The following is a 24,235-nucleotide window of genomic DNA, read 5'->3' on the forward strand; positions in this document are numbered from 1 at the left end:
CGAACGGCGAGGCTTTCATGCCGGAAATAAGTAGAGAACTGACGTCACTGTCAGCAGACAACAAAAAACCCGCGAGGCTTGTCACAGCCTGCGGGCATCCTTGCCATCACCGCATCACGGCTGCGCCGCGTGCAACAGCGGCACATGGCTTCATTAAACGAAGGGATGTGCCGAAGGTGTTTTCATCCGAAACACCTAAAAAACTAATCATGTTTTCGGGGCGGGCGCAAGAGCTGTTCGGCGTTGATAATCGAATTGGCGATTTCGTCGATCGGCACGCGCCGGGTCATCGCCTGCTCGCGCATTTCGCGGTACGCCTCATTCTCACTGGTGCCGCGGTTGGCCATCAGAATGGCTTTTGCCCGTGCCAATTTCTGGTCACCCAGAACCTTGCGCTTGTACTTGCGTGCTTCCTTGACAAGCTTCTGGCGTTCGAGCCAAAGGTTGCGGGCGATGGCCAGATTGGTCAGGAGGCCGAAGGGTTTGATTGGTCTCTCGACGATGGCGAGCGCCCCGCTTTCCAGCACGATCTGCAACGTCGAGGGGTTTTCGTAACCGACGATGGCAAGCATGGTCGGGGCCGGGTTGGGAAAGGACTTCAGGAGGCGCTCGATTTCCGGTCTCGCCTCATCCTCGATGGCAAGGAAGACGACATCCGTGCCGTGTGGCAATTCGGCTGGCACCGGCCAGAGGCAATTGACCATGCAACCGATACGGCGCAGATGATCCACGAGAAAATCTCCCTCGGATGTCCGAGGGTGGATGACTAGAACCTTGAGATCCCGTAAATCTCTGAGAAGGGCGAACGACATCTTCGCTCCCTCTCAAATCTGGACGTGGTGCGGGGAGGGCTGTGTGAAGTCCGGGCGATATTCACGCATGAACGGATCGGGCGCGACCCTGAGAGAGGGATCGTAGACGATGTCATACCCGCCCTGAGCATTCACCCTGGCCACTCTTGGCCACAGATGCGTGTGGTTCGTCAGCCGGTCTATCTTAACTGCCCCCTGCGGTGCATCGTACTCGACGTCGTAAAGAGCCGGCAGAAGCTCCTCGAGCCGATCACCACCGGCGTGCTGCAAAGCCGCCGCATAGAGATAAACCTGAAAGTAGGCGGCTTCGGCCGGCGCGGTGGGCGGCATCTGCAGGCCATAGCGCCGTTCGTAAGCGGAAACGAAGGCGCGGGCTCGCGGCGTATCCAGGGACGCAAAGAAGGGGGCGGCGGTGATGTGCCCCTCCGCCACCTCCGGCCGCATGCGGATCACGTCGGCCTCGCTGGTCGACTGGCTCGAGATCGGCATCGTCGCCGCATCGAAACCGGCTTCCTTGAACGCGGTGTAGAAGGGAATGATGCCGTCGCCGACTACGGTCGAATAGATAACGTCCGGCCGGGCCGCGCGGATATGCCGGATGATTTTGGCGACGTCGTCTGGTTTGAGGTTCAGGGGAACGTACATCTCGTCCAGCACCTGTCCGCCCACCTGAAGAAAGAGGTCGCTGATCGTCCGGTTGGATTCATAAGGGTAGACATAGTTCGAGCCGACCAGAAAAACCCGCTTTCCGTAGTGCTTGGTCAGGAAGTCGACGAGCTGAACGGAGTTCTGATTGGGGGCTGCACCCGTATAGATGCAGTGACGGGAGTATTCGAACCCCTCATAGAGCGTCGGGTAGAACAGCAGCGCGTCACGGGCCTCAATGACGGGCAGAACGGCTTTGCGGGTGCTCGACATATGGCAACCGAAAACGACCCGGATCCGGTCTTCGTCACACAGCCTGACCGCGAGCTCCTTGTAGAGATTGGGCGTCGATTGCGGATCGTAGACGACCGGCTCGATCGCCCGCCCGAGAACGCCTCCCGCTGCGTTGATTTCGTCGATCGCCAGCAAGGTTGCCGCCCTTTGGGTTTTTTCCACGGCTCCGGTCACACCCGTTTCGGAGAACAGCACGCCGACCCGCCAATTTTCTGATTGTATCATCGCCCACCAAAAAATAAAAAAGCTCCCGCCCGTTTCCGGTCGAGAGCTACCCTGCTCATGGACTATCAGCGGCCCATAGGAGCCTACCTATCCATGATGTCAGTTTGTCAGTCCGGTGACAATAGAGCGGCACGCTGAAAAGTTTGCACGGTTTTCGGAACATCCGCGTCGAAACGAAGAGCCGGAGGCGATGCATCGTTATCTGTCTGCATCCTCGAGACGCATCGCAGCGCCATTCATCGCGATCATCGCGATCATCGCCGTTGGCGTATTGGTGTTGCCCGAGGTGATCGTCGGCATGATCGACGCATCAATCACGCGCAGACCCGTTACCCTGTGAAGCCGCAGGCGCGCGACGGACAGCGGGTCGTCCGCGTCCCATCTTCTCGATCCCGACCGGATGGAAGGTCGTGGTACCGATATCGCCGGCGGTCTTTGCCAGCGATGCCTCGTCGTCTCCGACGGCTCTGCCCGGAGGAAGCTCTTCCGGCTTATGCGGCGTCAATGCGGGCCGCGCCATCAGCTTTCGGGTAACGCGGATGGCATCCGCGTCACCCGTCTGTCTTCCGCCGTCGTCAGATACTGTGAGGCGATGACGGACGCTCGTGGATCGTTACCTCGGGCCGGCATAGATGTTGGTCGTTGGCTTCGCAAAGTAATTACCGCTAGCAGCATTAGAGGATACCGGCGCCGCGGTTCGTTTCCTTTCAAGACCAAGAAGGCTTATCATTCTCCCGAGCACTGAGAAGGCTGTTCGGAACAGATCCAAACTCGACGAAGACAACAGTGCATTCATTGCTTGCAGAAGCATCTTTATCGATGTCAGGAGTTGCAACTTCTGGATGCGCTTCGGTCAACGTAGAAATTCAGAAACGATGAATGCGAAGGCCCAGCACTTTCTCCGACAATATGACGACGAACAAGGTCAGCACGATTGATACCGTCGACACGGCGGCAGCCTCGGGGGTGAAATTCGTGCGCAGATAGTCGTAGAGCTGGATTGGAAGCGTGGCGGTTCCCACGTTCTTCAGCATGAAGGATATGGTGAACGTGTCGAAGGATATGATGAAGGCGAACAGGCATCCGCCAATCACGCCGGGCTTGATCAGCGGCAGCATGATACGGCGAAACCGCGTCAATGGTCGGGCGCCGAGGCTCTTGGCCGCCAGGCTCCAGGACGGTTCGTAGGACTCCATCGCCGCCGAAACGTTGATGAAGACGAAGGGAAGGGTGATGAGGCAATGGCCGATGACCATCGCCGCGATCGTTCGTGTGCCCATGCCGATCGAGTAGACGAAGAACAACAGCGAGATGGCCGTTAGCACTTCCGGCAGCAGCAGCGGCAGAAGCATGGCGAGCCGGATGCTTTCCTTCCAGCGTCCGGCATGCTGGACATAGAAGATTGCCGCCATCGTGCCGATGATCGAGGAGATCACGGTCGAGACCGCGGCCACCCAGAGCGATGTCTTGATCGCGCTAAGGAAGACCTCATTGTGAAAGAACACGACATACCAGCGAAATGAAAGTCCCTGTGGCGGAAATGTCAGGAAGGCGCCGGCATTGAAAGACGCGCCGACGACCACGAGGATCGGCAGCAGCAGAAAAGCGTAGATCATCAGGCAGTAGCCGGTGAGGAGATGCCTGGACATCAGTTTGCCTTCCATTTCATGCCGGTCAGCCTTGCAAACAGCATCACCATGATCGCGCCGGTCAGAGACAGCATCAGCGCCATGGCCGAGCCGAAAGGCCATTGAAACGTGTCGATAAGTGCGTCGACCACGCTGACCGCCATCGTCTTTACGCGCAGGCCGCCGATCAAGGACGGCGTGACGTAGGCGCTGAGCGATAGGATAAAGACCAGTATGCAGCCGGCCTGTATGCCTGGCATCGCCAGCGGCAGAACAATTCTTCGAAAGGCGGTGATGCGTCCGGCTCCGAGCGACCGGGCAGCCGCTTCGATCGACGGATCTATCCCCTGCAGCGCGCTCATAAGCGGAAGGATCATGAAGGGCAGGAAGACATGCATCAGGGCAATCACGATCCCAAGGGAGTTATACATCAGGGCAAGGGGGCGATCGATCAGGCCGAGGCTGATCAGAGTGCGGTTTATCATGCCGTTATTGCCCAGCAGGATCGTCCAGCCATAGCTGCGGATGACGATGCCCACGAGAAGCGGTGAGAGCACGAGGCCATAGGCCAGGCCACGAAAACGCATCTGGGTCTTCGCAAGCTGCCATGCGACAGGGAAGCCGAGAACAAGGCAGACAGAAGTGGTGATGAAACCGATCATCAACGTGTTTGCGGTCTGCTCCAAATAAAAGCTGTCGGCGAAGAGCCTGAGATAGTTCCCCAGGGTGAAGCCAGGCGCAAAGGGCGTCCCGTTCCCCGGATTGCGCAGGCTCATGATCACGATGTTGATGTATGGCAATACCAGGAAGACGCCGAGTAGCAGCACAGCCGGGGCTATCAAAACAAAGGGCTTCAGAGATTTCGCTCGAAGGCTCATGCGGCAGCTCCGAGCGCCCAGAAGCGATCGCCATCGACCTTGATGGTGACACGGTCGCCCGTAGAGAAGCGGTTGCGGGGAAAGGTCTGAACGCTGATCGTGTCGCCGCCGGCGAGTGCCAGCCGATAGTCGATCAGGCTGCCCGAATAGTAGCTCGCAGTGATGGTGGCCGTGGCGCCTGCCTGCCCGGCGCTTTCCGGAAACAGCTCGACGGCCTCGGGCCGCAGCACCAGCGTCACGGCTCCATCGGGCGACCGGGGCATATTGCCGATCCTGACCGTGCCGAGCGCGGTATCGATGACCGAAACACCGTTCGCTTCGGTGCATAGCAGCCGACCGGACAGAATGTTGACCTGCCCCACGAACTGCGCGACTTCCAGGCTCGCCGGCCGATCATAGATATCGGCTGGCGCGCCATACTGGGCGATCTGCCCACCAAACATGACGACGACACGATCCGACATGGTCATTGCCTCGGCCTGATCGTGGGTCACGTAAACGGTGGTGATGCCAACACGCTTCTGAAGATCGCGGATGAAGACGCGCATCTCCTCGCGCAGCTTGGCGTCGAGGTTGGCAAGCGGCTCGTCGAGAAGGAGAATTCGGGGCTCGATCACCAGCGCTCGAGCAAGGGCGACGCGTTGTTGCTGTCCACCGGAAAGCTGGCGCGGATAGCGATCCGCATATCCGGAGAGCTGCACCATATCCAGCACACGGGCCGTGCGCTCGGCGATCTCGCGTTTCGGTCTGCGACGCATCTCCAGTCCGAACGCCAGGTTTTGAGCAACGGTCATATGCGGGAACAGGGCGTAGTTCTGGAAGACCATGCCGATGTCGCGTTTTTCGGCAGGCACATGCACGACGTCCTGCCCATCGAAACGGATCGCGCCTGATGTAGCGTCCTCAAAACCGGCTATCATTTTCAGCGTGGTTGTCTTACCGCAGCCGGAAGGGCCAAGAAGGGAGATAAACTCCCCCTTCGCGATTTTCACGGAAATGCCGTTTACCGCAAGAGATGCCCCATAGTGCTTGCTCAGCGCTTCGATGCTCACCTCTGTCATGATCGATCTTCCAAATTCTGTCGGCGGCGATCGCGTCCATGCCACCATGCCGGGAAAAGAGCCGGACCGCATGATGGCGGGCCGGCATATAGCGAGGGGATGATCAAGGCGCGCCTAGCGCATGACCTTTGCCCAGGTCTCCGAGAATTCGGCCTGCTTTTGGTTCATGAAATTCCAATCCCATGTCAGGATCTTGTCCATTGCCTCGCCCGAGATCGGCACATCCTTTTGCAGGTCGGCCGGGACCACCACCTTGGAATTGGTGGGTGAAACGAAAAACTGCTTCATGAGCGGTATCTGCCCCTCCGGGGAGAGCAGGAAGCCGGCATATTGATAGGCGAGTTCCTTTTCCGGGGCGTGGGCAAGAATATTCAGCGTCTGGTCGAACATCAGCATGCCCTCTTCGGGAACGACGACATCGATCGGCAGCCCCTGGGATCGCAAGCGCGCCACCTCGCCGAAGTCAAAGGGCGCAACCACGAATTCGCCCGCTGCAATGCCCGTCGACAGATTGAAATCCGCCTGTATGACCGGGCCGAGCTTTTCCAGCGCCTTGAAGCCGGCATCGATGTCATATTGATCCTTGCCGAAGATCTTCGATGCCAGCATCAGCTCCATCTTGCCGGCTGTATTGGCGAAGTTGTAGAGGCCGATGCGCCCCTTGAATTCCGGATTCTCCCAAAGGTCCTTCCACCCCTTTGGCGGGGTTTTGACCATATCGGTGCGGTAGGCGATGCCGATCGGCGAGACCATCGCCACGGCGCCCCAACCATCCGTCTTCTTCGCAAGAGGGTAGAGATCGTTGTAGTGCGACAGTTTCGTCAAATCGAGCTTCTCGAAGAACCCTTCCTTGCGCAGGCTGGAGGCGAAGGCCTCGTTGGTCATCAGGATCGAATAGGGCGGGTTTTCAGCGCCCGCCGCCCGCAGGTTGGCACTCCAGACACGACCGTTGCCGGCATCGAGTGTCACCGCGGCACCGCTCTTTGCCGTAAATGCCGGTGCGAGCGTCGAGCGCCAGAACTGTTCCCAGGCGCCGCCGAGCGTTGGCACCACAAGCGTCTTATTTTGCGCGCGCGCAGGAAGGCTGATCATGCTTGCTGCGGCAAGGCCGCCCATTCCGGCAAGAAGCTGCCGCCTGTTCATGTTCATCATCTCGGTTCCCCTTGTCATGGCTGCGTGTCGGTGGCTGCTGCGCGCTAGGTCTGCTTGCGCTCAGGACTTGCTGAAGGCCTGACTTGTCTTCAGCGCGATATAGTCTCCGTAGGTAATCGGCGTGTATTTCGCCGGCGCCTTTGCCGCAAAGGGCGGCAGGCATTCGATGAGCGTCTCTTTCGACGGATTGACAAAGAAGGGAATGGATTGACGCCGTGTCATTCCCTTGAAGTTGCCGGGCGGATTGGCAACCCGATGCGGCGTCGACAGCCATTCGTCATTGGTCCAGCGCATGAAGGCATCGGCAATATTGACGACATAGGCGCCTTCGACATTCGGCGCATCCAGCCATTCGCCATCGCGCCTGCGGACCTGAAGCCCTCCTGGAGATGCTTCCGAGCGCAGAATGGTCATGAAGCCGTAATCGGTATGGACGCCAGCACGCAACTGTCCGGGCAGCGGGCTTTCCTGTTGTTCCGGATAGTTGATGACACGGAGTGCTGAAAGGTGGTCGGCAAACGCCGGCTCGAAGTAGTCGGGCGCAAGCCCGATCGCCTGGCAGAATGCGCGCCGCAGATGCCCGGCGAGCATCTCCATCTCGGCAAAATAGGCGTTGAAGGCCGCATGCAATCCTTGTGGAACCGTGGGCCAGACATCACCCGGAAGGCGCGGCCCGAAATTCAGGCTTTCCTTGTAGTCACCCGGCGTCTTGATCCCAAGCGTGGCGCTCAGCGCCTCGTCCGCGATGGGGGAGAAGGCGACACCCCCCTTTAGCGAAGTTCCCCGGCCTTGTTGCTTCTTCCAGTCCTGCGGTTCGTCGAAGAAATCTCGGGCAAGATTGTAAAGCTGTGCGGTCGCCTCGGTGGAGACGCCATGTCCGGTGATCAGGAAGAAGCCGGTTTCGCGGCAGGCGGCTTCGATCGCCTTGACGACGGCATCGCTACCGGCGGTCTGATGGATGAAAGGCGAGATATCTATGACCGGAATGCTGTCCATATCCTGCCTTGAGGATGGGGCCATCTGCATTGTCTGATCCTTTCCGGAGTGAACACAGCCATGTTGTCGTGGCGCTTCGACGCCACACCTGCGTGGGAGATGATGTCAGTCGAGCCCCTTGAAGGGTGCGTCGCGAAATTCGAGGTATTCCTTCAGCGACATCTTCTGAAGATTGCGCATCCATTCCTGCCCGTCCTTGCTGACATGGAGGGCGGCAATAGCGTGCACGTTGTAGTCGAAGGATGTCATCAGGCCGGCGGCGATCTGCTGGTTGTTGATGGAGGACTTGGCGAACTTGATGGCCGGAACCGGCATGCGCGCCAGTTTGCGTGCGAGGTTCTCGGTCTTTTGCTTGAGCTGATCGGCGGGCACGATCTTGTTGATCAGATGCATGCGCAGGGCCTCTTCAGCATCCACCAGATCACCGGTATACATCAGCCAACGGACGTCGCGGGTGGCCAGCAGCCACGGCATGAACAGGGCAGGCGGACCGGAATTGTGCCGGACTTCCGGCTCGCCAAACTTGGCGTTGTCGGCGGCGATCGCAAGATCGCATGACATGACGAGTTCGAGCGCCCCGGCAAGCGCATAGCCGTTCACCGAGGCGATGACGGGAATTGGAGCTTTCCAGATATTCAGAAGCGCCTGGGCATTTTCCGACATGTCGGCATGCCAGTCCTCGATACTGACGTCATAGTCTGCGCCTTGCAGGTCATAGCCGGCCGAAAACGCGCGACCGGCACCCGTAATCACCAGCGCGTTGACGTCCTTGTCGGCGACGGCAAGCGCAACGGCGCGGTCGATCTCGCGCACTGTCGTCTTGTTCATCGCATTGAGCTTGTCCGGCCGATTGATGGTGATCGTCGCGAACTTGTCCTGTTCGTCCTTGTCGTAGAGAATGGTTTCGAAGCTCTCGGCCATGCTCATATGCTTTTCCTCTTTACGCTGGGGTCAGCCGGTTCCGATGCAGTGCTCGATGCCTGCATTAGCAGGGCCGCCTTGTTCTTCTCGAAACGTTCTATCGATGCTGATTTGACGGGACCAAACCCCCTGATCTGATCGGGGAGTTGGGCGAGCGCGATGGCGCGCTGCTGGTTTTCCGGGGACAGGTTTGCTGAGAGGTCCGTGATCAATGCCGTGTAATCGGCGATCAGTTTGCGCTCGATGCGACGCTCGTGCGTATAGCCGAACGGATCAAGCGGCGTGCCGCGAAGGACACGCATTTTCTCCAGCACGGAGAATGCCGGCGAAATGAGCTTGCGGCCGATCGCAATCTTTGCAGGGTTGCCGGTGCGCTTGTCGATCTTTCGGGAAAAGAGCGGCGGCGCGAGATGGTGCTTGATCTCAAAATCACCTTCGAACTGCGCGGTGATCTTGTCCTTGAAGCTCCGGTCGTTGTGGAGACGGGCCACTTCATATTCGTCCTTATAGGCCATCAGCTTGAAGGCATTGCGCGCGACGGCTTCGGAAAAATCCTCTCCGAGCTTCAGTCGGGCCTCGGCATTGCGGGCAGTCGTCACCAGCTTGCGGTATTTGTCGGCATAGGCGGTGCTCTGATAGCGCGTCAGGAACTCGATGCGCTTGGCGACGAGGTCGTCCAGCGTCTGCTTGGCAGGCACCTCGTCCAGGTCGATTGCGGCGGCTTGTTTGACAGCTTCCGGATCGACCACCGAGCGACGGCCCCAGCCAAAGGCTGCGCGGTTCATCGCAATGCCTGTGCCGTTGAGGTCGATTGCCGCATCGATTGCCTCGAGGCTGATTGGGACAAGTCCGCGCTGCCAGGCGTGGCCAAGCAGGAACATGTTGGCCGCGATCGCGTCACCCATCAGGGCCGCTCCCAGTTTCGTCGCTGCGATAAGGCTAATGGCGTTGTCGCCAGCCGCTTTGCGCAACGCCTTCAACGTCGCTTCCTGACGAAAATCGATCGCGGTGTTCTGCACAAATGAGGCGGTCGGCGCGAAATGATCGTCGAGAACGGCCTTGGTGCGGCCGGTAGCGAAGGTGGACAGGGCGTTCTGCGCCGCGGACACGACGATATCGAAGCCGAGGACCAGATCGCTTTCCCCCGGTCCGATGCGTACGGAGGTGATCTGCTCTCGCGTCCTTGCGACCCGCAGATGCGAGATGACGGCCCCATTCTTCTGGGCAAGGCCGGTCTGGTCGAGTGTCTGCACGGCAAGGCCGTCGATGTGCGCGGCCATCGACATTATGGCGCTGACGGTGATGACGCCCGTCCCGCCGATGCCGGCGAGCAACATGTTGTAGGATCGGTCGGTGATCGGTGGGATGGTCGGAAGGGGGAGGTCGTCGAAGCTTGCCTTGCTTGCTTTTGCGTCTGGCTTGCGGATGGTCCCGCCCTCGACGGTGACGAAGCTCGGACAGAAGCCTTTTACGCAGGAAAGATCGGTGTTGCAGCTCGACTGGTTGATCCGCCGCTTGCGGCCGAACTCCGTTTCCTGCGGTTCGATGGAGATGCAATTGGAAACCGCGGAGCAGTCGCCGCAGCCCTCGCAGACGAGTTCGTTGATGAAGGCGCGCTTGTCGGAGACAGTCAAAGCGCCTCGCTTGCGCCGGCGCCGTTTTTCGGCAGCGCAAACCTGATCGTAGACGAGGACGGTAACGCCCGGCACCTCACGCAGTTCGCGTTGCACCGCATCCAGTTCGTCACGGTGGTTGATGGTAACGCCGCGCGGCAGATTGCCTTGCCAACCCTCGGGGCGCTCGGCGACCACCGCGACCCGGGCGGCTCCTTCGGCCAGCATCTGCCCGACAATGCCGGGAACGGAGACGTCGCCGTCATGCTTTTGGCCGCCGGTCATGGCAACCGCGTCGTTGTAGAGGATCTTATAGGTGGCGTTGACCTTGGCGGCAATTGCGGCGCGGATCGCAAGCAGCCCGGAGTGGAAATAGGTGCCGTCGCCCATGTTGACGAAGATATGCTTCTCGTCGGTGAACTGGGAAAGGCCGATCCACGAGCCGCCTTCGCCGCCCATCTGGGTGAAGGTCGAGGTATTCCGCTCTTCCAACCCGATCACCATCATATGACAGCCGATGCCGGTCGACGCGCGGCTTCCCGCCGGCAGTCGGGTGGAAATACTGTGCGGACAGCCTGAGCAGAAATAGGGATCGCGCTTCAGTGCCGGCGTTTCCGCAGCAGTTGCTGCGAGGAGTGTCTCGATATCGCGCGATCGGGCCTGCAGATCGGTCTGATACTCACCGAGGACCGAGATAATCGCCTTCGCGACGGCAACGGCGTTGAGCTCGCCGGCCGCAGCCAAGAGCGGTCTGCCATTCGCGCCGAATTTTCCATAGACTCTCGGGCGCCGGTCGGAGGCCATGTTGAAAAGCTGAGCCTTGATCTGGTCTTCGACGACCGCGCGCTTTTCCTCGACCACCAACAAGGTTTCGACGCCGGATGCGAAGCGTTGAAGGCCCTCCGGTTCGATCGGCCAGACCATGCCGATCTTGTAAAGCCGGATGCCGAGTTCGCCGGCCCGGCGCTCGTCGATGCCAAGGCTTGCCAGTGCTCCCATGAGGTCGAGCCACGATTTCCCGGTCGCAACGATGCCGAGCCTCGCCCTGCCGGCAGTGCTGCCCCAGCTCGTTTTGTCGATGCTGTTTTGACGGGCGAAAGTGTGTATCGCCTCCATCTTGTTTTCCAGCCGCCGCTCCATCGCATGTGGGCCATCCGGCCATCGCAATGAGAGGTCGCCATGACCATCGGGATAGACGATGGCGGGCCGATCGGGATCGAGCTCGACCGTTGCGGTGCACTCGACGATTTCCGTCTGGCATTTGAAACCGACCCAGGCGCCGGAATAGCGGCTGAGTGCCCAGCCAAGCAATCCATAGTCGATATATTCCCCAACGCCAGCCGGCGACAGCAACGGCACCATTGCGGAGATCAGATTGTGCTCGCTCTGGTGCGGCAGGGTCGACGAAACGGCACCGTGATCGTCTCCGACGAGCAGCAGAACGCCGCCATTCGGATTGGTGCCGACGGCGTTGGCGTGGCGGATCACGTCCATGCTGCGATCAACGCCAGGTCCCTTGCCGTACCACATGGCGAAGACGCCATCATATCGGGCGCCGGGAAACATCGCTGTCTGCTGCGTGCCCCAGACAGCGGTGGCGGCCATGTCTTCATTGAGGCCGGGCTGGAAGCGGATGTGATGGTCGTCGAGATATTTCTTCGCGCGCGCCATTTCGCGGTCGAAGTTGGCAAGTGGCGAGCCGCGATATCCGGAGACATAGCCGGCGGTATTCAGGCCGCGCGCGCGGTCACGCTGACGCTGGATCGTCGGCAGGCGAACGAGCGCCTGCGTGCCGGAAACGAGGATGCTTCCTCGATCGAGCGTGTAGCGGTCATCAAGGCTGAGTGTCGTCGCGGCAGAGGCTGGGGGCCGATCTTCGGGGGCGACGGGGAGGGTGGACATTTATGCGCGCTCCCCCGGTGCTGTCGGTTCCATGTCGAAAACGCGGCCGGGATTGAGGATGTTATTGGGATCGAACGCCGATTTGAGACGGCGCATGGCGGCCATCTCAGCCGGGCTGCGAACCAGCGGCAGCCACTTCTTCTTTTCAAGGCCAATGCCATGTTCGGCCGATATCGATCCGCCTTCGCTGGCGACACAGGTGAAGGTCGCGTCCGCGACGCGCTCATAGTGGTGCGTACGAACGAGGAAATGCAGATTGCCATCACCGAGATGACCGAAAATGTAGATGGAAGCGGCGGGATCGACATTCGCGATTTCGGCCGTGGCCCTGTCCAAAAACCGTTGCATCGCGGAAATGGGCAGGCTGACGTCGAAGCCCGCGACATGGTCCATGCTGAAGATGAACTCGCTCGCCGCATCGCGCAAAGCCCAGATGGCATGATAATCGCGCAGCGAGCGGGAAACCGCGACATCGCTGACGATGCCTTCCTCATAGCATTCCATCAGCGCGGCCGCGAAGCGATCCTCGTCACCCGCTTCGTCCTGTCCCTGCATCTCGATGAGCGCATACATTCCGGCACCCGGCGGCACGGGCGGCGGCGCGTCAGTGCGATTGAGAACGCCGGCGTAAACGGTCGGGAAGATGACTTCGAAAGCGGAGAGGGAAGGTCCCAGCCTCCGACGCAGACGCCGCAGAAGCGCAATTGCCGCACCGAGCGAGGGGAGTGCGCAAAATGCATTTGCCAGTGACTGCGGCTTGGGATGAAGACGCAGGCAGGCACGGGTTACGACCCCGAGCGTGCCCTCGCTGCCGATGAATACCTGGTTGAGATCGAAACCCGAATTATCCTTCGAAAGGCCTTTTAGGCTGGTCAGCACCGAGCCGTCCGCCATTACGGCCTCCAGGCCAAGAATCTGAGCGCGATACATGCCGTAGCGCAGCACGCGAACGCCGCCGGCATTGGTGGCGACGTTGCCGCCGATGGTGGAGGTGCCGCGCGCACCGATATCCACGCCGAACATCAAGTCGTGACTGGCTGCGGCCTCGTGGACGGCCTGCAGGGTCGCGCCGGCGTGGGCGATCACAGTGACGGCATCCTCGTTGACGGGTTCGATTGCGCTCATACGCTCCAGGGACAGCGCAACCTCGCCAGCCATGGGTCGCGCGGCGCCTGCAAGGCCGGTCCGTCCGCCTTGCACGACGACAGGCTGGCGGAGGGCATCGCATGCGGAAAGAATGGCCGACACCGATGCGGTATCCCTGGGGCGAAACAGGACGGCCGGCCGCACGCCGAGCTCGTCTGTCGCGTCCGCGCAATAGGCGTCCCCGACATCCGGGCCTACGACCACAGCATTCTTGTCCAGCCTGTCGTGGAGGCGGGCCAGCAATTCCCACAGCCGCAAAGACGGCGCAGATAAGGGATGAGCGGCGAGCGCCCGGTCGATCGATCCGCCCATTCTGTTCCCCTGGTTATCTGGATCGAGGGCAGGTTATCGCCTATCGAATATTTGTCAAACCTATATTTAAATACCTATAGCCTTTCCGATGAAGGCATGGCATCAATGCCTTCGAGCGAAGGATGGAGCTCTATGAATCTTAGATATGACGAAGTCGTAAGATCTGGCATCGCCAAGCAGGTCGCCGAGAATATCAAGTCCGCGATCCTGGACGGGCGCCTGAAGATCGACGAGCGCTTGCCGACGGAAGAGGATCTTGCCCGGAGCTTCGGAATTTCGCGCCCGACAGTGCGCGAGGCGCTGAAGCGTCTGGCGGCGCAGAATCTCATTCATTCGCGTCGCGGCCCCCTTGGCGGCAATTTCGTGATGCGGCCGGATCCGGAAGGGCTGTCGAAAGCGATTACTGGTGCCGCGACGCTTCTCGTCGGCATCGGTGCTTTCGATATCGACGAAATCATTACCGCAAGGCTTGAGACGGAAACGATCTGCTGCCGGCTTGCCTGCGAAAACCGCAGTGAAGAGGGATTGCAGGCCATGGCGGCCGAAATCGCCTTGCAGCGGGATCAGGATATCAGTGATGAAGATTTCTGCGCTTCCGATGTGCGCTTCCATCGAGCCTTGGTCGACTCGACCGGCAACGGCCCCTTGAAGCTGATGATGTACATCGTGATCGAATCTTTCATTCCGATCACGAACATGATCGTCTTCAGGGTACGGGAGCGCCGTCAGGTGGTTGCTTTCCACCAGCAGCTCCATCAGGCGCTGAGCAATCGCGATGTCAGCGAAGCAACGGCGGCGCTCACAAATCTCCTCGCTTATATGCGTGACAGCTATAGCGCCGCGCTCGATGCGCGCGGCCGCCGGGCGAGCGAGCAGGCGCAGTCCTGAACCCGGTCGACTCACATCCTCGAAGTACTGAAGTTCAAGGGAATTCCATGGCAGATTCTTTCAGGGCAATGGTGATCGATACAGTTGATGACAAGCCGCAGGCTGGCTTCCGGCAGTTGACCTTAGCCGATCTGCCCGACCATGACGTTCTGGTCGAAGTCGCGTTTTCCACGGTCAACTACAAGGACGGCCTGGCTCTTTCCGGCAAGGGAAGGATTGCACGTCGCACGCCGATGGTTGGCGGAATCGATCTTGCAGGCGTTGTCGTCGAGTCGCGTTCGGACAAATGGGTCGCGGGCGACAAGGTCGTTCTGAATGGCTGGGGGCTCTCCGAAACCGAGTGGGGTGGTTATTCCCGATACCAGCGGGTCAAGGCGGAATGGTTGATCGCGCTGCCGCAGGCGTTCTCTCTGGAGCAGGCGATGGCAATCGGAACGGCCGGCTATACGGCCGCGATTTGCGTCGATGCCCTGGAGGATTGGGGAGTGATCGGCGCGGACGATCGAGAAGTGCTGGTCACTGGAGCCGCAGGCGGCGTGGGATCCGTGGCCGTGAGCCTGCTTGCCAATAAGGGGTACCGGGTGACGGCGTCGACCGGTCGGCCGGAGACCCATGACTATCTCGCGTCACTCGGCGCCAAGGATTTTATCGACCGTGCAACGCTGAGCGAGAAAGGCGGCCCGCTTCAGAAGGAACGCTGGGCCGGAGCCGTCGACAGCGTAGGGTCGACGACGCTTGCGAATGTTCTGTCTCAAACAGTCTATGGCGGGGCCGTCGCGGCCTGCGGTTTGGCGGGAGGTGCCGATCTGCCTGCAACAGTGCTGCCGCATATCCTGCGCGGTGTTGCTCTGCTTGGCATCGATTCTGTCATGGCGCCCATCACAAAGCGCCAACGTGCCTGGCAGACGCTTAGCCAGCACCTGAATCCGATACATCTAGAGAGATTAACGCGGATCGAGCCGATGTCCGCATTGCCGCAAATAGCAGACGATATCGTTGCGGGTCGCATCCGCGGCCGCGTAGTCGTGGCGATCACCTGACATCACCGCTGGCAGATACCATTCCAATGAAAATGGCCCCAACTTGTGCGGAAGTTCCGCAACTGCGTCCCGGCATCGATCCCTATCTGCATCTTGACGCGATCAAGGTGAAGACGCGGGATTTCAGGTAGTTGGCGCGGAGTGGTCGCAGGTTCCAATCCCGTCAAGGCCACCAGCCCCGCCGTTGTCCGACGTGGCGCAATACCCTGCGAGATTGCTACTCAATTCGCGCCGATTGCCGCGTGGGCTCCGTCCTTCGGCTGTTCAAGGCGTCGCGCTCGGCGAATAGGCGAGTGACTTCGGCCATGTTTTCTGTGCCCCAAGAGCAGAGGGGTACGAGGGCTTCGGCCAAGCTACGGCCCATCGGAGTGAGGCTGTAGTCTACCCGCGGTGGGATCTCTTTGTAGTCGGTCCGCTTCACAAGACCGTCGCGCTCCAACTCCTTGAGCTGCTGGATCAGCATCTTATCACTGACATCGCGCACGGCTCGCCGCAGCGCGCCGTATCGGGTCGGGCCGCCTTGGGCAACGAAATACAGGATCAGCGGTTTCCACTTGCCGGCGATGACCCGCAAAGTCGCGTCGAGACCGCAGGTGAAGCCAGGTAGGGTGGGGGTACAAGTTGCCAGCGGTGGAACCGGCACCAGCGGTGAGGTCGGGTCTGAATTATCTGATGACATTTCTAGGTACTTACCAAAAGGTGCATACTTGTCAATGGGTAGGTATGTCGCCAGCTTAGTGCAATCTCAATGAAGGAGCACATCATGAGCAGGCTACAGGGTAAGACGGCAGTAGTGACGGGAGGCGGAAGCGGCATCGGCCTCGGGGCCGCCAAGCGGTTCATCGAGGAAGGCGCGTTTGTCTACATCTTCGGCCGTCGGCAGGAGACGCTCGATGCTGGCGTGGCGCAGTTGGGGTCCTCGGCGCGCGCCGTCCAGGGCTCGGTGACCGATCTGTCCGACCTCGACCGACTGTATGCGACGATCAAAACCGAACGCGGTGGGCTCGACATTCTACTCGCCAACGCCGGGACTGGGTCGTTCGCACCGCTCGGCGAGATTACGCCCGAGCACTACGACCAGATCTTCGACCTCAATGTAAAGGGTTTGGTGTTCACGGTACAGAAGGCCCTGCCGCTGATGAGGGTGGGGGCGTCGATCATCTTGACCGGTTCAAGCACGGGGGTGATGGGGACGCCGGCGTTCAGCATCTACAGCGCAACCAAGGCGGCCGTCCGAAACCTTGCACGCAGTTGGGCGCTGGACCTGCGTGGCACGGGCATCCGCGTCAATGTGATGTCGCCGGGGCCGATCACGACGGAGCTGGCGCTGGAGGTTTTGGGCGAGGAAGGGATGGAAGCGATTGGGGCGACGACGGTGTTCGGACGCATGGGTGACCCGGCGGAGACGGGGGCGGTGGCTGCCTTCCTGGCATCCGCGGACAGCAGCTTCATGACCGGCGGCGAGGTCTTCGTCGATGGGGGCCTGGCACAAGTCTGACACGCTAGGGACATGAGCGTGAGGGTTTCGAGCTTAAATCGAAGCCCTCACTGGCGGTCTCCATATCCTCGCTGGGGTAACGAAGGCGGTTTATCATGATGGCTAGGTTCGATTCCTATCAAGGCGAGGCATTTCGCAGCGGTATCGGGGCCAGCCCGTCGATCCAAGGTATTTTCGACTACGAAGCGCCGCGCATGATCGGTCGGTTAATTGCTCTGATCGGCGATCCCGCCTATGTCGCGCGCCCGCACATCGCAATGGGCGTGTCGAAAGCGGCGGGCGATGTGATGGCGTTGGTAAATTGCCTGTCGGGCGAGGGTGACATGTTCACGGCTTTGCGCGGGTATGAGGCCGATCGCATCGGCACAGGAAGGGAAATCGCAGCATATGGGCGGCAGCTTGGAGGTTCGGCGCTCTGAGCGCCGAGCAGACTCTACTCGAAGTAGGGCGACCCTCAAAGATGACATTGGACCCGTCAGCGCAACTGGCGGTCCTTTATTTTGGGTGAGTGCTCGTTGCTAACGAGAATTGTTGGTCAGGCTCAGCGCGGCATGAATTTGGGAAACGACGGCAGCACCTTCGCCGACTGCGGCGGCGACCCGTTTGGTCGATCCGGCACGGACATCGCCGATGGCAAAGACGTTCGGCAGGCTGGTTTCCAGGGCCAAGGGCTTGCGGGTAAAATTGCAAAGCGCATCGAAGGACTGGCCGGTGACTATGAAGCCCTTGCCGTCGGTCTGCACGCGGTCGCTGATCCAGCTTGAATTGGGATCGGCACCAATGAAGAGGAACAGGTGGTGAAGCGGCAGTTTTTGTTCGCTTCCATCCAGCCGGTTGCGAAGGGTTGCCGAGGAAATACCGGTCGCCGGATCGCCCTCGATCGCGTCGACTTCGCAATGCATGTGAAGCTCGACATTGGGGAGGGCTTTGATGCGATCGATGAGATATTGAGACATTGTCTCTTCGAGCGCACGCCGGACGACGAGATGCAGCGTTCTGACCTGCGGTGCAAGAAAGACGATGGCTTGGCCGGCCGAATTGCCGCCGCCGACCAGTGCCACCTCTTCGCCGGCGCAGAGTTTCGCCTCGATCGGCGAGGCCCAGTAGGAAATACCGTTTCCCTCATAGGTTTTGATATTGGCGACGTCGGGGCGCCGGTAGCGGGCCCCGGATGCGATGACGACACTGCGGGCTGTGACGGACTTGCCGCCGGCAAGATCGAGCGTCAACGTAGCAACATCGTCGTTGGCCGGCACGAGGCTCTCGACTCCAACGGGCAGGACGAGCTCTGCGCCGAATTTCACGGCCTGGTTATAGGCGCGCCCGGCGAGCGCCCGGCCGGATATGCCGGTGGGAAAGCCGAGATAGTTCTCGATTCGCGACGAGGCGCCTGCCTGTCCGCCGACCGAGCGCTCATCGATGACGATAACCTCCAAGCCCTCCGATGCGGCATAGACGGCGGTGGCAAGTCCCGCCGGACCCGCTCCGACGACTGCGACATCGTATAGCTTGCCCGGTATGAGCGCCGGTGTCATGCCAAGGCAGCCAGCCGCCTCTATGTCGGTCGGGTTCTTCAGCACAGTGCCATTGGGGCAGACCATCAGCGGCAGCTCGGTGGTGAGGATGCCCAAGCGTTCGATCAGGGCGCGGCCTTCACCCTCTCTTGCGGAATCGAGGACGATATAGGGGAAGGCATTGCGGGCCAGAAATCCCTGCAGGCGAGACAGCGCGGCACTGCCAGCAGCGCCGATCAGCACGGAGCCTGCCCCGGCGTCGATCAGGCCGACACGACGCAGGATAAAGGAGCGCATGATGATTTCACCGACATCGGCGGAGCCGATCACCAAAGCCCGCAGATGCGCTGCGTCGAACGCGATCGCCGTGCAACCGTCGGGGCCGGCGCGCGCACCAGCGAGTGTCGGGCGGCCGGACAGTTGGTTGACCTCGCCTGACAGTTGGCCGACGCCATGCGTGGTGATCGGCGCTTCATGCGACAGGCCTTCATGTCGAAAGACATCCATCGAACCTGCAAGCACCAGCCACGCAGGAGCTGCAGGGTCACCCACTTTGTAAACGAATTCCCTTCGATTCGCAGGGGGCGCTAGAATCGACCCGGCAAACACGTTGGATCAGCGATATCAATGACGTAATAATCTGATCCTAAGCAAAGCTTCCTGACAGGCGCGTTTGCGGACGATGCCGTAGCTGGTTTCAGTGAGGGGTCGGAGGTTCAGATCCCTTCAAGAGCGCTTAGAAGACTGACGGAGCGTGCGGCCGGCTAAACCTTCCATGATTTGGCTCTGGGGACGGTCGATCCCCAATGCGCCGAGCAGCGCTACCGCGCGCAAACCTATGTAAGCCCCAGCCTGCAGGTCGGGCCTTAGTCTTCAACTATGCATACGATATCTTCCTATCTGCATATTGGAACTTACACCGCATTGGTATGCAGTGGGAACGATAGGCAGCAGCCTGGAGCCGCGATACGACTATCGGTCTCCGAGCTGCGGGCTTCCTCGCCTCTGGTCCCCGCAGTCCGTCGCCCGGGGCGGCGTACACCTATGTGACGACGAAGCATTTCCTCTCCGCTTTGGCTTCGAAACACTGCGCGATCTCCCGGACGTTGAAATGCTGGAAGACGCGGGGCTGGTTAGATCGGCACATGGTCGAACAGGCGACCACTTTGGACGACGAAGTCGTTGATCAGAGTTCCTTCGACGGGGAGTGAGGGCCGGAACAATCGGTACGTAAGGCTTTTCGGCTGCCGGCTGGAAACCGTCAGTCGTCACGTTCCGCAGGATGGCCCTTCGTCGTCCGTATGCGCCGGCATTGCCCGAATGTAACGGAGGCCCTTGGTCCCGACGTCACCGATCGCGACGATCTCAAACCCGGCCTCAGTGAGAAGCGCACCGATCGCCTGCATGTCGACATGTCCGTGTCGGTGGAAGCTCGGCAATCTCGACCTCCGCGCCGGCTTGCCGAAGTCAATCAGCAACAAACGGCCTTCCGGCCTGAGGACGCGGCGCGCTTCGCGGGCGAAGGCTGCTCGAGCACGCTTTGGCAAATGGTGGAGCATGAGCGTGCCGGTGACGACGTCAAACCGGGCATCATCGAACGGCAACCTCTGGGCCGCTCCGTGCACGAAGTTGACATCAAGCTGCACTCTTTGCGCCTTCGCCTTCGCTCGCGCGACCATCTCCGCCGAGGCGTCGAGCCCGGTCACGCGGCCGGTTAGTCCAACCTGACGTTTCGCCGCGATCGCCAGCGTCCCGGTCCCGCAGGCGACATCGAGCACGATTTCTCCCGGACGGAGCCCCGCTAGGCGCAGCATTGAAGTGCGAAACCGACCCTCGCGCCCGAGCGTCAGCATGCGGGCGAGCAAATCGTAGGTGGCGGCTCCGTGTAAGACGATTCCAATCGCGTTGCCGTGTTCGTCGTCGCTGCGGCCTCCGATAAGGCTTTGCCGTCGGCTGCGTCCCCAGATTACCAGGGCCAACAGGGCGGTCAGAACGACGCCGTGGAACACGAACACCGAGGCACCAGCGCTTAGATATCCGGCTCCAAGCCACAGCAACGCCATCAACCCTGCGATCAACGACAGCTTCGCTGCGACGACCATGATGATCAGGCTTCTGCGGGAAGGCGAACCCACTCCGGCGTTGCGACCAAATCCGTGCATGAGATGCAGCCTCCGTGGTGACAAAAGCGCGCCGTAAAGGCGCCGTAAACTTTCGGGACACGTCGTATCATGCTGGACACAATGTCCGGAAATAGTGTTACAGGACACCCGACGGTCAGATGTTCGGAACGGCACAATCCAGGAGGCAGTGGCCATGAAAATCGAGCGGTCAGCAAAGAACGGCTCGATCGATCGTCGCGTCGCGCGAACGCGCGCTCTGCTGCAGGACGCGCTCATCGCACTGATCACGGAGCGGGGATATGCGGCAATTACTGTCGAAGACATTTGCCGCAAGGCCAATGTCGGACGATCGACCTTTTACGCTCATTACACGAGCAAAGATGAACTACGCAGCGCAACGATCGAGGCACATCTGAGATCGCTCGATCAACAGCGCCTGGCGACGCTTCCGGCGTCCGGCCGACGCCTATTCCGGTTCAGCCTGCCGATGCTTGAGCATGCGCAGGCGGCCCGCGAACTCCATCACGCGCTGCTCTCGAGCAGCAGCGACGCGATTCACGATGAATTGCGCGAGCGGATCCGCCGCGCTGTCCGGCATGAGCTTGCCGAAAAGCGGATCGGCAATACCGACGTCCCTGTCGAGGTTGCCATGCAATTCATCTCCGGAGCCTTTGTCGCCCTCCTTGCCTGGTGGATCAACGGAAATGCTGACCTGTCGCCGTCCGAGGTCGATGAGTTGTTCCAGCAGCTGGCGCTGAACGGCGTCGGCGCCCGTGTCGAGACGGACGAAGCTGATCCTCAGCAATTCCGTTAGCCGTCAATTTTCCCATTGCGTTTCGGCGATCGAACTGGCCATGAGCTGGTCTCTACCATCAGGTGCGGCGGGCACCGTCAACGTGACAAGTTCATTGCGGCCCTTGACGATCACGCTGTAAAGCTTGTGCACATGCGTCGGGCTACGGTTTTCATCTATCGCTTCGGCGTCGAATACGTCGAAGAGCTGCCTTTCAAAGCCCCTGCTGTCGACGCCGGATGTCGCCACCGTGCAGGCTTGGACCGACTTGCCGCCGAGGTTGTTTTTAGCGACGCCGACGAAGAGAGGTTGGCCTATGCCATTGCCTTGCGCCACCCAGCCTTCGATGCTCTCCGGATCGTCCACGGGTGCCAAGCCGATGACCACCTCGTCGCCGAGCGGCGTCCAGCCGTGGGCCTGCGCGGCCCTGACTGTCCTGTCGAAGTCGGGTCCGCTCGAAAGGCAGTGGCGACGGAAAAAGTCGAAAGATGTGTTGCTATCCTCGGCTTCGGCCGTTGACGCGACGCAAAGGATGGCGGCCTGCAGTATCGTTCGGGAGCGTACCATTGTGTTATATCGCTCGGATCGCCGAGCGATCCCCGGACATGGAATTCCTTGGCGCCCAGTCTAATTATACCTCCTAGTGTGGTTAAAGCACAGGCGGTTTGTTGAGTTTGCCTACGCACAGCAACCCTTTCAATGTCGGGGGCCAATTTGCCGTGATATTGTTAGCCGGCACTAACAATTTCGAGGAGCAGCTTCCTTAGAGGCTGACCTTGATGTGGTGAAGCTCCTGACCGCCGCTACCGATGAAAAGTACTCAGAAGAAAAAGGTTCGGGTTGCAGGGTTCCCGGCGAGGGCCGTATAGAGCTTGTGAAGACGCTCCTGGCGAAGGCGGGTCCCGACGACGGGCAGCGCCCGTAGGAAATGTCGAATGGGGCGGCAGCCTCCACGGCGAAGACGGATCGCAGATGCCGAGAACCATCAGGATGGCGGCCAAGCTACGTTTCATCTCACTTCGCCCGAGAACATCGCCAGGCCTTATCCGAGACCTGCCCACCTCGAAAGCTCGAACCCGGCGACGGTTAGAAGGATCGCTCCGGCGATGGCCTCGACCGATTTCGAGACGGTCGCGAGCAGCTCCGGTCTGCTGCGCGTCAGTCGTCCGAGCTGCTCCCTGAAGATGACCGCCAGGAGTGCGACCGCCGACAGGGTTAGGCAGACGCCGATCATCATCGAAACCGCGAAAAGCAGTCCCGTTACGACAACCTGGTGGATCATCGCGAACGTCATGACGAAGAGCGTGAGTGGACAGGGGATCAGTCCCGCCATGAAACCCACGATGACGCCTTCGCCGCTCGAATGGATATGGGAGTGCCGGAACAGCGCGCTCCCCAGCATCCACAGGCCGATCACGCCAAGCAGTCCGCGGCTGAGCGCCTGGAGGGCGGGGGCAGTTCCGGCGTTGATGAAGGAGTGCGAAACCAGCGGCAGGGCAAGCAGCGCGATCAGTACCGCCATGGACACATGCGTGAACGACAGCGCCATCGACACCAGCAACGCCTTGTGCGCCTTCATCGACGAACCCATGAGGTAGGTGGCGAGGATCGACTTGCTGTGCCCCGGCGTCAGGGCATGGACCGCGCCAAAGGCAATCCCCATCGGAAGAAATGCCAGAAAGGCGAACCAGCCGCCACCGGTCGCGAAAGCTTTGATGTGGTCGGCGAAGGCCAGATAGATGTCGCGCTGGAATTCGATGATCTGCTGCCAGGGCATCAGGTCAGTCCCGTGGTTGGCGCTGCCAGGATGATATAGCGTCCGAACTTGGCGATCGCCACCAGCAGGACGAAGGCCGGGAAGCGGCTGGCGGAGGACACCTGCCATGACCGTGATCGGATCGCCGGCCAGCGTAGGCGTCCAGTCGGCCTGCCGTGGACCTCTTCCCTCAATGCATCGGAGCGAATGCCCTTCATCGGTCGTTCATATCCGATCCGAAACTAAAACGTGAAAGATGTGTTGATCTAGCATGCGGAAGAAGGAGCACCGAGCCATGAAGCTTTTGACCATATCTGCCGCGGTTGGCATGGCACTTTCCGTGTGTGCCGGGAACGCATTGTCCGATCCCCGGAAGGACGAAAGCGGTCATGGGCGTTGGCGTGAGGGCGGCTACTACGATGGACCCCGATATGAGCAACGAGCATACAAAGAAGAGTATCGTCGCGGTGGCTGCAAGATCGAGCGGAAATGGGATGGCGACGAGTACAAGGAAGAGATCAAGTGCAAGCGCGGCGCGCGACCGATCTACGGGTATTTTCGTACTGAGCCGGTGCTCATCGGGCAACCAAACGAGAACTCGATTGATCAATGACGGTGTGCCGGCTGCGGCAAGGTGACGAGAACAGCTTCCGGCATCGAAATGATCGTTGCCATCGCGAGTACGGCCGCATGCCGTTCATCACCCATCGGCTCAAAGATACTTGGTGATCGTCTTGAACTCGTCGATGGACTGCCGCTGGTCGCGGGGCAGCGCGCCGACGGTCTCCTCCAAGCAGTGGTCGAGATGGTCCTGGATGAGCGTGCGCTTGGCGTTGATGATCGCTTTCTCGACGGCGGAGAGCTGCTGGGCAATGTCGACGCAGGGTCGGCCAGCCTCGATCATGGCGATGACGCTCTTCAGATGGCCCTCCGCGCGCTTGAGACGCTTGACGATCTCGGGGTGGGTGGCATGCGTGTGGTGTTCGGTCATCGTGTCCATTTCCAAATGCCTCCGTCGCGACGGGACCGACGGGACGA

25 protein-coding genes and 1 pseudogene are annotated in these 24,235 nt (G+C 60.3%); 7 read left to right on the forward strand and 19 right to left on the reverse strand.

Annotated features, from left to right (window positions below; translation table 11 throughout):
• Window positions 1-203 precede the first annotated feature (203 nt).
• The 12 genes from BN1800_RS22685 to BN1800_RS22735 all read right to left on the reverse strand — a co-directional run bounded on the left by BN1800_RS22685 (window position 204) and on the right by BN1800_RS22735 (window position 13,585).
• A complete protein-coding gene (locus BN1800_RS22685; RefSeq protein WP_087001296.1) occupies window positions 204-812 on the reverse strand; it encodes an ANTAR domain-containing response regulator in 609 nt (202 codons plus the stop codon).
• A gap of 12 nt (window positions 813-824) precedes the next feature.
• A complete protein-coding gene (locus tag BN1800_RS22690) occupies window positions 825-1,976 on the reverse strand; it encodes a transporter substrate-binding domain-containing protein (RefSeq protein ID WP_087001298.1) in 1,152 nt (383 codons plus the stop codon).
• 198 nt (window positions 1,977-2,174) lie between these two features.
• A complete protein-coding gene (locus BN1800_RS43990) occupies window positions 2,175-2,294 on the reverse strand; it encodes a hypothetical protein (protein ID WP_425299056.1) in 120 nt (39 codons plus the stop codon).
• Window positions 2,287-2,496, reverse strand: a complete 210-nt coding sequence (locus BN1800_RS43995; protein WP_425299057.1) for a hypothetical protein — start codon at window positions 2,494-2,496, stop codon at window positions 2,287-2,289. Before BN1800_RS43995 ends, BN1800_RS43990 begins: the two co-directional genes overlap by 8 nt.
• 346 nt (window positions 2,497-2,842) lie before the next feature.
• Entirely contained in the window at window positions 2,843-3,625 is a 783-nt protein-coding gene (locus BN1800_RS22700) for an ABC transporter permease (RefSeq protein ID WP_087001300.1), read from the reverse strand.
• Complete coding sequence (locus tag BN1800_RS22705; protein WP_087001302.1) at window positions 3,625-4,482, reverse strand: ABC transporter permease; 858 nt, start codon at window positions 4,480-4,482, stop codon at window positions 3,625-3,627. The genes BN1800_RS22700 and BN1800_RS22705 overlap by 1 nt, the downstream gene beginning before the upstream one ends.
• Entirely contained in the window at window positions 4,479-5,543 is a 1,065-nt protein-coding gene (locus BN1800_RS22710) for an ABC transporter ATP-binding protein (RefSeq protein WP_087001304.1), read from the reverse strand. Before BN1800_RS22710 ends, BN1800_RS22705 begins: the two co-directional genes overlap by 4 nt.
• A 114-nt stretch (window positions 5,544-5,657) precedes the next feature.
• The gene (locus tag BN1800_RS22715; RefSeq protein WP_087001306.1) at window positions 5,658-6,695 is read right to left on the reverse strand and encodes an ABC transporter substrate-binding protein; all 1,038 of its coding nucleotides are present in this window, start codon (window positions 6,693-6,695) and stop codon (window positions 5,658-5,660) included.
• 60 nt (window positions 6,696-6,755) lie between these two features.
• On the reverse strand, window positions 6,756-7,721 hold the full coding sequence (locus BN1800_RS22720; protein WP_087001308.1) for an isopenicillin N synthase family dioxygenase: 966 nt from the start codon (window positions 7,719-7,721) through the stop codon (window positions 6,756-6,758).
• A gap of 75 nt (window positions 7,722-7,796) precedes the next feature.
• Window positions 7,797-8,618, reverse strand: a complete 822-nt coding sequence (locus tag BN1800_RS22725; RefSeq protein WP_087001310.1) for an enoyl-CoA hydratase/isomerase family protein — start codon at window positions 8,616-8,618, stop codon at window positions 7,797-7,799.
• Window positions 8,615-12,127 (reverse strand): indolepyruvate ferredoxin oxidoreductase family protein, encoded by a 3,513-nt coding sequence (locus BN1800_RS22730; protein WP_087001311.1) that lies wholly within the window; start codon window positions 12,125-12,127, stop codon window positions 8,615-8,617. The genes BN1800_RS22725 and BN1800_RS22730 overlap by 4 nt, the downstream gene beginning before the upstream one ends.
• Window positions 12,128-13,585 carry an FAD-binding oxidoreductase gene (locus tag BN1800_RS22735; RefSeq protein WP_087001312.1) on the reverse strand — a complete coding sequence of 486 codons (1,458 nt, stop codon included), beginning with the start codon at window positions 13,583-13,585 and terminating at the stop codon, window positions 12,128-12,130. It abuts the gene before it with no gap.
• 132 nt (window positions 13,586-13,717) lie between these two features.
• On the opposite strand from BN1800_RS22735, the gene BN1800_RS22740 reads away from it, so the two are divergent.
• Window positions 13,718-14,473: a FadR/GntR family transcriptional regulator gene (locus BN1800_RS22740; RefSeq protein ID WP_087001313.1), complete on the forward strand. Its 756-nt coding sequence runs from the start codon at window positions 13,718-13,720 to the stop codon at window positions 14,471-14,473.
• A 47-nt stretch (window positions 14,474-14,520) separates the two neighbouring features.
• Complete coding sequence (locus BN1800_RS22745; RefSeq protein WP_087001314.1) at window positions 14,521-15,513, forward strand: MDR family oxidoreductase; 993 nt, start codon at window positions 14,521-14,523, stop codon at window positions 15,511-15,513.
• A 217-nt stretch (window positions 15,514-15,730) separates the two neighbouring features.
• Here the strand turns inward: BN1800_RS22745 and BN1800_RS22750 are convergent, their stop codons facing one another.
• Window positions 15,731-16,192 (reverse strand): winged helix-turn-helix transcriptional regulator, encoded by a 462-nt coding sequence (locus BN1800_RS22750; RefSeq protein WP_087001315.1) that lies wholly within the window; start codon window positions 16,190-16,192, stop codon window positions 15,731-15,733.
• Window positions 16,193-16,276: 84 nt separating this feature from the next.
• Between BN1800_RS22750 and BN1800_RS22755 the strand changes: the two genes are divergently transcribed.
• Together BN1800_RS22755 and BN1800_RS22760 are read left to right on the forward strand one after the other, a co-directional pair.
• The gene (locus tag BN1800_RS22755) at window positions 16,277-17,011 is read left to right on the forward strand and encodes an SDR family NAD(P)-dependent oxidoreductase (protein ID WP_087001335.1); all 735 of its coding nucleotides are present in this window, start codon (window positions 16,277-16,279) and stop codon (window positions 17,009-17,011) included.
• 95 nt (window positions 17,012-17,106) lie between these two features.
• Window positions 17,107-17,430: a Rossmann-fold NAD(P)-binding domain-containing protein gene (locus tag BN1800_RS22760; protein WP_244564603.1), complete on the forward strand. Its 324-nt coding sequence runs from the start codon at window positions 17,107-17,109 to the stop codon at window positions 17,428-17,430.
• Window positions 17,431-17,529: 99 nt separating this feature from the next.
• On the opposite strand, the gene BN1800_RS22765 is transcribed toward BN1800_RS22760, so the two are convergent.
• Window positions 17,530-19,032 (reverse strand): NAD(P)/FAD-dependent oxidoreductase, encoded by a 1,503-nt coding sequence (locus BN1800_RS22765; protein ID WP_087001316.1) that lies wholly within the window; start codon window positions 19,030-19,032, stop codon window positions 17,530-17,532.
• A 452-nt stretch (window positions 19,033-19,484) separates the two neighbouring features.
• Here BN1800_RS22765 and BN1800_RS42640 point away from each other — a divergent pair.
• A pseudogene (locus BN1800_RS42640) lies at window positions 19,485-19,711 on the forward strand (SMC-Scp complex subunit ScpB); the annotation flags it as partial.
• An 82-nt stretch (window positions 19,712-19,793) separates the two neighbouring features.
• On the opposite strand, the gene BN1800_RS22775 reads toward BN1800_RS42640, so the two are convergent.
• Window positions 19,794-20,687, reverse strand: a complete 894-nt coding sequence (locus BN1800_RS22775; RefSeq protein ID WP_179213867.1) for a methyltransferase domain-containing protein — start codon at window positions 20,685-20,687, stop codon at window positions 19,794-19,796.
• A gap of 154 nt (window positions 20,688-20,841) precedes the next feature.
• Here BN1800_RS22775 and BN1800_RS22780 point away from each other — a divergent pair, with 154 nt between their 5' ends.
• Window positions 20,842-21,462: a TetR/AcrR family transcriptional regulator gene (locus BN1800_RS22780; protein ID WP_087001317.1), complete on the forward strand. Its 621-nt coding sequence runs from the start codon at window positions 20,842-20,844 to the stop codon at window positions 21,460-21,462.
• Between the two features lie 3 nt (window positions 21,463-21,465).
• Here BN1800_RS22780 and BN1800_RS22785 read toward each other — a convergent pair whose 3' ends face one another.
• The 3 genes from BN1800_RS22785 to BN1800_RS22795 all read right to left on the reverse strand — a co-directional run bounded on the left by BN1800_RS22785 (window position 21,466) and on the right by BN1800_RS22795 (window position 23,415).
• Window positions 21,466-22,008 carry a hypothetical protein gene (locus BN1800_RS22785; RefSeq protein WP_087001318.1) on the reverse strand — a complete coding sequence of 181 codons (543 nt, stop codon included), beginning with the start codon at window positions 22,006-22,008 and terminating at the stop codon, window positions 21,466-21,468.
• Window positions 22,009-22,483: 475 nt separating this feature from the next.
• Window positions 22,484-23,218, reverse strand: coding sequence for an urease accessory protein UreH domain-containing protein (locus BN1800_RS22790; protein ID WP_087001319.1), 735 nt, complete (start codon window positions 23,216-23,218; stop codon window positions 22,484-22,486).
• Window positions 23,218-23,415, reverse strand: coding sequence for a hypothetical protein (locus tag BN1800_RS22795; protein ID WP_087001320.1), 198 nt, complete (start codon window positions 23,413-23,415; stop codon window positions 23,218-23,220). Before BN1800_RS22795 ends, BN1800_RS22790 begins: the two co-directional genes overlap by 1 nt.
• Before the next feature lie 77 nt (window positions 23,416-23,492).
• Here BN1800_RS22795 and BN1800_RS22800 point away from each other — a divergent pair, with 77 nt between their 5' ends.
• Window positions 23,493-23,810, forward strand: a complete 318-nt coding sequence (locus BN1800_RS22800; protein WP_087001337.1) for a hypothetical protein — start codon at window positions 23,493-23,495, stop codon at window positions 23,808-23,810.
• A gap of 99 nt (window positions 23,811-23,909) precedes the next feature.
• On the opposite strand, the gene BN1800_RS22805 is transcribed toward BN1800_RS22800, so the two are convergent.
• Entirely contained in the window at window positions 23,910-24,188 is a 279-nt protein-coding gene (locus BN1800_RS22805; protein WP_027512710.1) for a metal-sensing transcriptional repressor, read from the reverse strand.
• Between the last annotated feature and the right edge of the window lie 47 nt (window positions 24,189-24,235).

The organism is Rhizobium sullae (assembly GCF_900169785.1).
Classification (GTDB): Bacteria; Pseudomonadota; Alphaproteobacteria; order Rhizobiales; family Rhizobiaceae; genus Rhizobium; species Rhizobium sullae.